10 protein-coding genes are annotated in these 11,527 nt (G+C 60.2%); 2 read left to right on the plus strand and 8 right to left on the minus strand.

The window, feature by feature from the left end; all coding sequences use genetic code 11:
• Positions 1 to 14: 14 nt before the first annotated feature.
• Complete coding sequence (locus L6R21_01830) at positions 15 to 215, minus strand: hypothetical protein (GenBank protein ID MCK6557911.1); 201 nt, start codon at positions 213 to 215, stop codon at positions 15 to 17.
• 75 nt (positions 216 to 290) lie between these two features.
• Between L6R21_01830 and L6R21_01835 the strand changes: the two genes are divergently transcribed.
• Positions 291 to 884 carry a DUF2179 domain-containing protein gene (locus L6R21_01835; protein ID MCK6557912.1) on the plus strand — a complete coding sequence of 198 codons (594 nt, stop codon included), beginning with the start codon at positions 291 to 293 and terminating at the stop codon, positions 882 to 884.
• 57 nt (positions 885 to 941) lie between these two features.
• Here L6R21_01835 and corA read toward each other — a convergent pair whose 3' ends face one another.
• The 4 genes from corA to L6R21_01855 all read right to left on the minus strand — a co-directional run bounded on the left by corA (position 942) and on the right by L6R21_01855 (position 5,670).
• On the minus strand, positions 942 to 2,024 hold the full coding sequence (gene corA, locus L6R21_01840) for a magnesium/cobalt transporter CorA (protein ID MCK6557913.1): 1,083 nt from the start codon (positions 2,022 to 2,024) through the stop codon (positions 942 to 944).
• A 31-nt stretch (positions 2,025 to 2,055) separates the two neighbouring features.
• Positions 2,056 to 3,585 (minus strand): acetyl-CoA carboxylase biotin carboxylase subunit, encoded by a 1,530-nt coding sequence (gene accC, locus L6R21_01845; GenBank protein ID MCK6557914.1) that lies wholly within the window; start codon positions 3,583 to 3,585, stop codon positions 2,056 to 2,058.
• Between the two features lie 114 nt (positions 3,586 to 3,699).
• Entirely contained in the window at positions 3,700 to 4,044 is a 345-nt protein-coding gene (locus L6R21_01850) for an STAS domain-containing protein (protein ID MCK6557915.1), read from the minus strand.
• A gap of 75 nt (positions 4,045 to 4,119) precedes the next feature.
• Positions 4,120 to 5,670, minus strand: a complete 1,551-nt coding sequence (locus L6R21_01855) for an acyl-CoA carboxylase subunit beta (protein MCK6557916.1) — start codon at positions 5,668 to 5,670, stop codon at positions 4,120 to 4,122.
• 473 nt (positions 5,671 to 6,143) lie between these two features.
• On the opposite strand from L6R21_01855, the gene L6R21_01860 reads away from it, so the two are divergent.
• Positions 6,144 to 9,098, plus strand: a complete 2,955-nt coding sequence (locus L6R21_01860; protein MCK6557917.1) for a TonB-dependent receptor — start codon at positions 6,144 to 6,146, stop codon at positions 9,096 to 9,098.
• A 143-nt stretch (positions 9,099 to 9,241) separates the two neighbouring features.
• Here the strand turns inward: L6R21_01860 and L6R21_01865 are convergent, their stop codons facing one another.
• From L6R21_01865 to L6R21_01875, 3 genes are all read right to left on the minus strand, one after another.
• On the minus strand, positions 9,242 to 10,108 hold the full coding sequence (locus tag L6R21_01865; GenBank protein ID MCK6557918.1) for an acyltransferase: 867 nt from the start codon (positions 10,106 to 10,108) through the stop codon (positions 9,242 to 9,244).
• Positions 10,109 to 10,136: 28 nt separating this feature from the next.
• Positions 10,137 to 10,847, minus strand: a complete 711-nt coding sequence (locus L6R21_01870; GenBank protein MCK6557919.1) for a Uma2 family endonuclease — start codon at positions 10,845 to 10,847, stop codon at positions 10,137 to 10,139.
• A gap of 142 nt (positions 10,848 to 10,989) precedes the next feature.
• On the minus strand, positions 10,990 to 11,496 hold the full coding sequence (locus L6R21_01875; protein MCK6557920.1) for a DinB family protein: 507 nt from the start codon (positions 11,494 to 11,496) through the stop codon (positions 10,990 to 10,992).
• Between the last annotated feature and the right edge of the window lie 31 nt (positions 11,497 to 11,527).

Raw genomic sequence — 11,527 nt, forward strand, 5'->3', positions numbered from 1 at the left:
ACCGGCCGGCATGATCAGCCGGCAGCAATATATGACTTGCTGTGCTGATGGCGGGAGGACAAACGAGGCAAATCGTTGGCCGCGCCGCCAATCAGGCCATGACGATACTGAACGGCGGCTTCAAATTCAAGAAGTTTGTCCCATGAGCCGGCGCCTGAAGGCGCGACGACAAGCAAGAGCAAACTTGCGCTTGCACGCCATGTTTTTTTGAGCATATTTGCCGTCGCGACTCGCATTCGAGAGCCGCGGGAAATCCTGTGGGATCGGAATGGAACAAGGAGAAAGGCAAAATGGATTCTGTTGCTGTGCATCAATCCGAGTTGTTTCGCTGGGTGATCCTGCCGATGCTGATTTTCAGCGCGCGGGTGGTGGATGTTTCCATTGGCACGCTGCGTATCATGTTTCTGGCGCGCAGCCGGCGGTTGCTCGCGCCGCTGCTGGGGTTTTTCGAAGTGATGATCTGGCTGCTCGCCATCAGCCAGATTTTCAAACATCTCGACAATGTCATGTGCTACCTGGCCTATGGCGGCGGCTATGCCATGGGCAGTTTCGTGGGCATTTACATCGAGGGCAAGCTGGCGCTCGGCATGCAAGTGGTGCGCATCATCACCCGCAAGGATGCCTCCGCACTGATTGCCCATCTCAAAGCCGAAGGCTACGGCCTCACGGTGTTGAACGGCGAGGGCGTGACCGGCCCGGTGAAGGTGGTTTTCACGGTGATTCAACGCAAACGCCTGCCGGAGTTGAGCGAGATCATCCGCCAGTTCAATCCCGGCGCCTTTCTGTCCATCGAGGATGTGCGGCTGGCGGAGGAGGCGAAGTTTCCTCCCTATCCGGAGGAAAAAGCAATCTTGGATCGGGGCACGTCCGCGACGAAGGCGTGAGGCGGGTGAATTCTTCGACTCCGTCGCCCGGTGGCCGCCGGCGAAGCCGCGGTGGCGTTAGAACCAGCCTCTTTTCTTGAAGAAGAACAACATCGCGCCGCCGATGGCCGCCATCACCAGCCAGACCGCGGGATAGCCCCAGTACCAATTCAGCTCGGGCATGTTCCACGGGCTGGTCGCGGTATTGAAGTTCATGCCGTACACGCCGGCGAGAAAAGTGAGCGGAATGAAGATGGTGGAGATGATGGTGAGCACTTTGATGACTTCATTCATCTTGTGGCTCAAGCTGGAGAGGTAAAGATCCATCATGCTGGCGGCAACGTCGCGGTAGCTTTCGATGGTTTCGATCACGCGCACGGTGTGATCATAGACATCGCGCAGGAAGATGAGGGTGGCGTCTTTGATCAGCGGGGACTCGATGCGCGTCAGCTCGCTGATGACTTCGCGCAGCGGCCAGGTGGATTTGCGTAGGAAGAGCAGCTCACGCTTGAGGCTGTAGATGGCGCGCAGCGTGTCTCTGGTGGGCTGCTCGATCAACTCGTCTTCCACGGCATCAATGCGCTCGCCGAGCTTGTCGAGCGCGAGGAAGTAGTTGTCGACCACGGCGTCGAGCAGGCGATAGAGCAGGTAATCCGTGCCGCAGCGCCGCACCTGGCTGCCGGCGGTGCGAATGCGCTCCCGCAGCGGGTCGAAGACGTCTTCGAAGTTCTCCTCGAAGGAAAGGAGATAGTTTGAAGTCATCCAAATGCTCACCTGCTGGCTGGTGATGCCGCCGGCAGGCTCATCGTACTTCAGCAGTTTGAGCGCGACGAAGATGTGGTCGCCGTGTTCTTCGAGCTTGGGGCGTTGCGCGGTGTTGGCGATGTCTTCCAGGGCGAGCGGATGAATTTTGAAATGACCGCCCAGCTTTTCCAGCAGGCGAACCTCGTGCAGGCCGGTGAGGTTGATCCAACTCGTGGGGGGATTGGTGCGGCAGGGATAAACCTCCTCGAGACGCTCGACTCGCCGCTCCTGATAGCGTTCATTGTTGTAGACAAACAGCGTGACCACCGGCTGGTCGACTTTTTTCTCGCCGACATACACCAACGTGCCGGGCGAGGCGCCGGCTTTTTTTTGCGTTCTCCTGCTGCGCCGCGACATGATGGTTCTCCCTCCTCACTGCCGTAATCATTCAACTCTGCTGCATGCGCTCCCGCCAGCCGCGGCGTTTCCAATTGCTGGCCGCGGGCGAGGCGCTGTTTCCCGGCGCGGGAACGGCAACGGCCGCGCTCGTTTCTTGTTTCAGCACCGCGGCCAGCGCAGCCACCGTCGCCAAGTCGCGCTCCGCGGGGTGACCGTCGCGGTGCACGGCCAGCAGGGCCGGGGTGAATTCATTTTGCACGAAGTGGGTGTCGAATTCGCCGGCGCGAAACTTGGGGTGTTGCATCACCCACAGGCAAAAGGGAATCGTGGTTTTGACGCCGCCGATTTCATACTCCGCCAGCGCCCGGCGCATGCGATTGATGGCCTCTGCGCGCGTGGCGCCCCAGGCAACGAGCTTGGAGATCAGCGGATCATAATAGACCGAAATCTCACCGCCTTCATACACGCCGCTGTCCTCGCGGAGGCCGAAGCCGTCCGGCTTGTGCAAATGGCGCAAACGGCCGATGGCGGGAATGAAGTTGTTCTCCGGATCTTCGGCATAAATGCGGCATTCGATCGCATGGCCGTTGCGTTGCACTTCCGCCTGCGTGAGCGGCAGCTTCTGGCCGGCCGCGATTTCGATCTGCATTTTCACCAAATCCAGGCCGGTCACCATTTCGGTGACGGGATGCTCGACTTGCAAGCGGGTGTTCATCTCCAAAAAGTAGTAGCGCCGGTGCTTGTCCACGATGAACTCGATGGTGCCGGCATTAACGTAGCCGCAGCTCCGCGCTGCCGCCACCGCGGCCTCGCCCATCGCGCGCCGCATGCCGGGATCGAGCAGGGCGGAGGGCGATTCTTCGATCACCTTTTGATGCCGGCGCTGAATCGAGCATTCGCGCTCTCCCAGGTGAATGGCATTGCCATGGCGATCGGCGATGATTTGAAATTCAATGTGGCGCGGCTGCTCGACATACTTTTCCAGAAACACCCGGCCGTCGGCGAAAGCCGATTGCGCTTCGGAAGCCGCGGTGCGCAACATCTCCGGCAAATCTTCGGGCCGGTGCACCAGCCGCATGCCCTTGCCGCCGCCGCCGGCCGCGGCTTTGAGCAGCACCGGATAGCCGATTTCCGCGGCAGTCTGGCGGGCTGAGGCGAGACTTGCCACCGGCTCGAGCGTGCCGGGCACGACCGGCACGCCGGCCGCCATCATCAATTTGCGGGCGGCGACCTTGTCGCCCATCTGGCGCATGGCCTCGCCCGACGGGCCGATGAAAACCAGACCCGCGGCGGTCACGGCCTCGGCGAAAGCAGCGTTTTCCGAGAGAAAACCATAGCCCGGGTGAATCGCTTCTGCGCCGCTGGCGTGGGCCGCGGCAATGATTTTTTCCGGAACCAGGTAGGATTCGCGCGCCGGCGGCGGGCCCAGCAGCCGCGCCTCGTCCGCCAGCCGCACGTGCAACGCCAGGCGGTCCGCTTCCGAGAACACGGCGACGGTGCGTATGCCCATCTCGCGGCAGGTGCGGATGATGCGCACCGCAATCTCCCCGCGATTGGCAATCAGGATTTTCGTGAACATGGGATCGATGCGGTTTTCCAGGCTGCAGCAGGTCAGGGATCGAATGCCCGCCGGGCACGACCAGCCGGTCTCAGCCGACTGGTGTGCGTTGCCGGTGAGTGGAATCGCGGCTGCTCAGTCCGCCGCAAAGCTGGCAATCGCCTCGGCTTCATCGTCGAAGCTCTCGATCACATTGTCGAGCTTGGCGATCTTGATGAGGGTGAGCACGCGCGGCTGGAGGTTGACGATTTTCAAAACGCCTTTTGCCGGCCGCAGTTGCCGGATGCCGAACAAGATGGCGCCCAGTCCCGAGCTGTCGGCATATTCGACGTTGGCGAGATCGAGCAACACGTGCTTCTCGCCGGCGTTGGTGAGTTCGATAAACTTGGTTTTGAGATCAGGCGCGACGCTGAAATCGAGCCGCTGGTCTTCCAATCTCAGGATGACGACGTCTTGTTGTTTCTCGGACTGCAATTGCATATGCGCTTCTCGTCTTCGCCCCACGAAAGGGTGGTTGGTCTTCTGCCGCCGGCGCCGGGCAAGCCGCACGCCGGATTACAGGGGAATGTTGCCGTGTTTCTTCTTGGGATTGCTGTCAACCTTGTTGGCCAGCATGTGCAGCGCCGCGATGAGCTTGGGCCGCGTTTGCGCCGGCTCGATGATGTCATCGAGGTAGCCGCGCTCCGCTGCGATGTAGGGGCTGGCAAATTTCTCGCGATACTCTTCGACCTTGGCGGCGGTGGCGGCTTGAGGATCGGCGGCCTGCTCGATCTCCCGTTTGAAAATGATTTCCACCGCGCCTTGCGGCCCCATCACTGCGATTTCGGCGGAGGGCCAGGCGTAGTTGATGTCGCCGCGAATGTGTTTCGAGCTCATGACGTCATACGCGCCGCCATAGGCCTTGCGCGTGATCACGGTGATCTTCGGCACCGTGGCTTCGGAGTAGGCGTAGAGCAGTTTCGCGCCGTGCTTGATGATGCCGCGCCATTCCTGATCCGTGCCCGGCAGAAAGCCCGGCACGTCCACCAGCGTGATCAGCGGAATGTTGAACGCATCGCAGAAGCGCACAAAGCGCGCCGCTTTGATGGAGGAATCGATATCGAGCACGCCGGCGAGCACCGCGGGCTGGTTGGCCACAAAGCCCACCGGTTTGCCTCCGAGGCGCGCAAACCCGACCACGATGTTTTGCGCGTAGCGTTCGTGCACTTCCATGAAATCACCGTCGTCCACCACTTTCAAGATGATCGCTTTGATGTCGTACGGCTTGTTGGGGTTTTCGGGCACGAGAGAATTGAGCGTCTCGTCCTGGCGCTGCTCGCTGTCGTGGCAGGGCCGCAGCGGCGGATCTTCGCAATTGTTCAGCGGCAAAAAACCGAACAGCCGGCGGATGCTCTGCATGCAGCTCACTTCATCGGGCGCGAGAAAATGGGCCACGCCGCTTTTGGAGGCATGGGTTTCCGCGCCGCCCAGCTCTTCGAAGGTGACGTCTTCGTGGGTCACGGTCTTGACCACGTTGGGGCCGGTGACGAACATGTAGCTGATGTTGGGCACCATGAAAATGAAATCGCTGATGGCCGGCGAATAAACCGCGCCGCCGGCACACGGCCCCAGAATCGCGGAGATTTGCGGCACCACGCCGCTGGCGAGGGTGTTGCGCAGGAAGATGTCGGCATAGGCGCCCAAGCTCACCACGCCTTCCTGAATGCGCGCGCCGCCGGAGTCGTTCAGCCCGATGATCGGCGCGCCGTTCTTCATGGCCATGTCCATGATCTTGCAAATCTTCGCGCCATAAGCTTCGGAGAGCGAGCCGCCCAGCACGGTGAAATCTTGTGAGAAGAGATAAACCAACCTGCCCTCGATGCGGCCATAACCGGTGACCACACCATCACCCAGGAACTTCTGTTTATCCAAGCCGAAATCGCGCGAGCGATGTTGCACCAGCATGCCAAGCTCGTGAAAGCTGCCTTCATCGAGCAGCAACTCCAGGCGTTCGCGGGCCGTGAGTTTGCCCTTGTCGTGCTGTTGTTGCACGCGCTTTTCACCGCCGCCGGCGAGCGCCTTCTGTTTCAACTCGCGCAGGTGTTTGATTTTCTCAGGAGAGGCCATGATGCGTTTGGTTGGATCCGCGGTTGCTGCGCCGGTGAGGCCGTCGGCTTGGTTGATGGTGCTCGTAATTTTAGGGCACTATATAGCCAGAAAGCCCTAAAAATGCAAATTCTTTTTGGATCGGGTCGGCAAGCGCGATCGTCGGCGCTGCGACGCACTGCATCATATTCGCCATGGCCGCACCGGCGCAGTGAAGTGCGCCTCCCGAATCGGCTCGCGATCGGGGCTGCCACCTTGATTTCTGCGGTTTTTTTGCTTGCGGCTGAATATTCCCCTTGCTATAATTGAGCCAATTTTTTCAATTCTGCAATTTGGCAAAGCCCTGCTCTTTGCCCATTCTTGAACCCTGCCGTTTCAAAACTGCAGTACCTTGCTTCGGCTGTATCCATCTTCCATTTGCCGTCGCGGAAAAACTCTATCATGCCCGCGCGGCTCGTTGTCCGTTAAACACTAACTTCCACGGGAGGAAAGGTATGGAACAACGACGAGTGCTCTCGACGTTGGTGCGGTTCCTGTTCGCGGGAATGGTCCTGCTCGTGCCGGCCCTGGTGCTGGCGCAGTCAGCCACCTTGCGGGGAACAGTGACCGACGCGGAGAGCAAAGAAAAGCTGCCGGGTGCCAGCGTCGTGGTGACGGCACCGGGGCTGTCGCCCACGGGCGCGGCTGCCGATGCTTCCGGCAACTTTGAGGTGCCGAATCTGCCAGCCGGCACCTACACGGTCTCTGTTTCGTTCATCGGTTATGAGAGAAGAGTGATTGCGAATGTGACTTTGGCAGCCGGCGAAACCAGAACGCTCAACCTCGAAGTTGTGCCTTCCGGCATCTCGTTGAACCCCGTCATCATCTCGGCCTCACGACGCCAGGAAAAAGTGCTGGAGGCACCGGCCGCGGTTTCCGTTCTGGAAGCCACGCAGATTCGTGGCCGCGCGGCCACCAGCCCGACCGATTACATGAGAGGCCTGCCGGCGGTCGATGTTTCCAGCAACGGCATTGCGCAAAGCAACGTGGTCGTGCGCGGATTCAACAACATCTTCTCCGGCTCGCTGCTGTCACTGGTGGATAACCGCTATGCCAATGTTCCTTCGCTTCGCCTCAATGCCTACAATTTCATTCCGACTTCGACTGAGGACATTTCCCGCATTGAAATCGTCTCCGGGCCAGGCTCGGCATTGTACGGCCCCAACAGCGCCAGCGGTGTGATGCACATCATCACCCGCTCGCCGTTCGAGTCCAAGGGCACGACGGTCAGCATCGGCGGCGGCGGCCGGGATTTCTTCAACATTTCACAGCGCGAACCCCAGGGCGGCCGCAACATCTATATGACTTCGATGCGCCACGCCGGCGTGGTGGGCACCAAGCTGGGCTACAAGCTCTCCGCGCAATACTATCAAGGCCAGGATTGGGTCAACTACGACCCGGCCGAACCGGCCACCATCACGCCCTATCGCCAGACCACCACCGGCAACAAGCCGGTCAGCGGCCCCATCGAGAACAAGCGTGATTTTGACGTGGAGAAGATCGCCGCCGAGGCCCGGTTGGACTATCGCCTCAGCGATGAGGCCACCGTCATTCTCAGCGGCGGCTACAACCGCGCCAGCAACCTGGAGTACACCGGCATCGGCGCCGGTATTGCCAAAGGCTGGACCTACTCCTATGCGCAAGCGCGCTTCCTCTACAAGAATTTCTTCGTCCAGGGCTTCATGAACCAAAGCGATGCCGGCGACACCTACTTGCTGCGTGACGGCGCCCTGATCGTGGATAATTCGAAACTCTACGCCGGCCAGATTCAGCACAGCACCATGCTGGGACGGCGCCAGCGTTTCACCTACGGCGCGGATGGCATTCTCACGCGGCCCGACACCGACAACACCATCAATGGCCGCAATGAGAGCGACGACAACATCAATGAGTTTGGCGCCTACCTGCAATCGGAAACCCAACTGACCAACCAGCTCGACCTGTTGCTGGCAGCGCGCGTCGATGATCACAACCGCATCAAAGACCCGGTGTTCTCCCCGCGCGCGGCGCTGGTGTTCAAGCCGGATCCCTCGCACAATTTCCGCGCCACCTACAACCGCGCCTTCAGCACGCCGTCGAGCTTGAATCTGTTCCTCGACATTTCCGCGGGCCAGGATATTTTCCGTTTCCGCCAGGTCGGTTTGCAATCTGCCTTTCCGTTCGACATCACCACCGGCGCGCGCACCCAAGGCGTGCCGGAAACCGGCTTCAACTTCAGCCGCAGCGCCAACGGCTTGCCGCGTTATCGCTCGCCTTTTGCGCCACTGGCAGGCTTGAGCCGCAACGACTACATCGATCTCAACAACCCCGCCTTCACCAACGTGATGTGGGGCGTGGGACGAGGCGCCGTGCTCGCCCAACTCGTGCCGCAGTTCCGCGGCTTGTTGGCTTCGCAAGGCCTCCCCGCTCCGGCGATTGATGCCATTACCCAGCAATTTCTCGGCATCGTGCCGCAGCAGGTGACGGGCGTCAACAACGTCATGCGTGTGATCGACCCGACCACCGGCCAATCGCGCGTGGTGCAGAACGTGATCGATGTTGGTCAGATCAAAGAGACCACCACCGAAACCTACGAATTGGGCTACAAAGGCATCATCAATGAGAAACTGGTGGTGGGCGTGGATGTGTACCATTCCCGCATCAAGAACTTTGTCGGCCCGCTGAACAACGAAACGCCGAATGTGTTTCTCGATCCCGCGACTTTGGGCGCGAACTTGGGACAGCAGTTCGGCGCGGCGCTCGCCAATCCCGCCAATGCGCAATTGGCGGCGGTGCTAGCGGCGCTCGATAATCCGGCGCTGGGATTGGGCGGCAACGGCAACGGCACGCCGGTGGATGAGCTGGCCACCATCTTCACCAGCGGCGCGGCGCAGATTCCCTACGGCACCGCGACCCCGCAAGAGGCCAATGATCCGACCGCGATTCTGCTCACCTATCGCAATTTCGGTGAAGTCACCCTTAACGGCATGGATGTGAATTTGACCTATTATGCCTCGCCGAAGTGGGTGTTCTCCGGCAATTATTCTTTTGTCACCAAGAATGGCTTCAACCTGTTCAAGAAGCCCAATCGCGTCATCTTCCGCAATCTCGACGGCGTGGCGGACATCGCGCTCAACGCGCCGGGCAACAAGGCGGCGCTTTCCGTGCACTATCGTTCCGCGCAGCGCGGCTATGATGCGGAAGTGCGCGGCCGTTACGTCGAAGGCTTCCCGATGGATTCCGGCGTGTTCGTGGGTGAAGTGCAAACCTACACCGTGGTGGATTTCAACTTCGGGTATGATCTGCCCTTTGCGCGCGGCACGCGCTTTTCCGTCAACGTGCAGAACCTGCTCGACAAGGAGCATCGTGAATTCATCGGCGCTCCCGCCCTCGGCCGCTTGATCTTGAGCCGCTTGACCTACAGCTTCTAAAGCTGCCGGCGCCGCCGGTTTTCCTGTTGTTTTGAAAACCGCAGGGCCTGGAAATGACAAGCCCTGTGCGCGCAGGTGAAGCGCACAGGGCTTTTTGTTTTGCAGGGGAATGGTCTGCCGGCGCGCCGGCGGTTTTGCGCGCGCTACTCCAGCAGCCGGCCGTAACTTTCCGGCCGCCGATCGCGGAAGAACTGCCAAACGTTGCGCACTTCCCGGATTTGATCGAGATCGAGATCCGCGACGATGACTTCATCCTGATCGCGGCTGCCCTGCGCGATGATGCGGCCGCGCGGATCACAGAAATAACTCGAGCCATAGAACTCGCCGATGTCCCACGGCTTCTCGTGCCCAACGCGATTGATGGCGCCGACGAAATATTGATTGGCGACCGCATGCGCGGGCTGCTCCAGCTTCCACAAATACTCCGACAGGCCCGCCACGGTCGCCGAGGGATTGAACACAATCTCCGCGCCGTTCAAGCCCAGCGCGCGCGCGCCCTCCGGAAAATGGCGGTCATAGCAGATGTACACGCCGATCTTGCCGACGCTGGTGGTGAACACCGGATAGCCGAGATTACCGGGCTTGAAATAGAATTTCTCCCAGAAGCCGGGGTGGCAATGGGGAATGTGATTCTTGCGGTATTTGCCGAGATAGGCGCCGGTTTCATCGAGCACGGCGGCGGTGTTGTAGAACACGCCGGGCATGTCTTCTTCGTAGATCGGCACCACCAGGATCAGCTTGTGTTTGGCGGCCAGCTCGCGCATCAGCGTGATGGTCGGGCCGCCGGGAATCGGTTCGGCCATTTGGTACCAGCGCGTTTGCTCTTCCGCGCAGAAGTAGGGGCCGTAGAAGATTTCCTGCAGGCACAACACCTGCACACCCTTGCCGGCGGCCTGCGCGATCAAGGCCACGTGTTTGTCGATCATGGCCTTCTTCAGCTTGTCCAGCGGCGCCTCCGCCGCCAGCGGCAGGGAGGCTTGAATCAAACCGGCGCGTACGATACGAGCCATGGCTGACCTTTCTTTGATTCAGAGGGGACTATTCGCCACGCAGTTTTTTCAATTCATCGCGCAAGCGCGCCAATTCCGCGTCCGCCGCTTGACGTTCACGGGCTTCGCGTTCCGCTTTGGCTTCGGCCTCGCGGCGTGCGGCTTCGGCCTCCTGGGGGGTCAGCAAGCGTTTGCCGGTTTTGCGATCGTACAGCCGCAAGGTATCTTGCTCGACGCGCAATTCCAATCCCAATACCTCGCTGTTGAGCCGGCTTCCCCTCAACGGCACATAATCGCCGTTCTCCAGGCGAAACCCGCGCAACGGCGGCCGCATGGTTTCCTGCAAGGGATCGAAGATAAAATACTCGCGCACGCCGAGCGTGGCATAAATGTAACGCTTGTCGCCGAGATCATTGACCTTGGTTTCATCCGAGGTCAACTCGATCACGACGTCCGGCGCCTTGCCCTCCGCGTCCAGTTTGTAGATGCGGCGCTGCTTTTTGGGGACACCGAACACGACGAGAACATCGGGTGAGATGCTCTGGCGGACGCCGCGCTCATCGAGATAATAGAGAAAGATGTTGCCGCTGACATACACCAGCGGCTGCTCGCGAAAATGCTCCTCGAGGGCATGGAGCAAATCGAGCATGAGGCGGCGATGAACATCGGTCTCTGCCATGGGCCTCCCATCGGAAGCGGGAAGATATTCCTCCGGGTAAGAACGCTCCGGCGTAAGAATCGGGCTGCCTGTTGCGGACATGGTATTCACCTCACACTGTTGCAATCGCGCTAAAAATAGCCATCTCGGCCGGTAAATGCAAGATCGGCGATCACACGAATTCCCGGCTGCGGCTTTCGCGTCATGACAAACTCAAAGTCTCATCGGCGGGAAAGGCGCAGGCTCATTTCACGCCCAGCAAATAATCGCCGATCACATGCGTGGCCGCCTCCCATTCTTTCAGCGGCGCCGGCCAACTGCGATCCTGCGCCCGGCGCAGATAGACGATTTGCGCGAGATGATACAAATCATGCTGGGCGATGTGGAGCGCGGCCACGCCCAGCTTCTCGCGATCCTTGCCGTCCAGCGCAACACGCTCGACCAGCAGCCCGCCATCGTCTTCGCAGGCCTGCACGACTTCCCGAACCTGGCGGTGGCTGTGTTCCAGGCCGGCCGCCAACTCCTCCGCGCCGCCGGCCGGGACATCGGCGACCTGCGGCTCGACGCCCAGCCGCCGCAGGAACCAGGCATTCACCCGCACGAGATGGCGGCAGATTTCGCCAATGCTGCGCGATTCAGCGGCCGGCTTCCAACGCAGTTGTTCGGGCGGAATATCCTGCAGCACCAGCAACACCGGCTTTTCACAGGCCTGCAGCACCTCTAGTGTCATCGCGATTTTCGTGCGATTCATTGCCTCTCCTGGTTTTCTCTTCCATGAGTCT

It is taken from the genome of bacterium (genome assembly GCA_023150945.1).
GTDB lineage: Bacteria > Zhuqueibacterota > Zhuqueibacteria > Zhuqueibacterales > Zhuqueibacteraceae > Coneutiohabitans.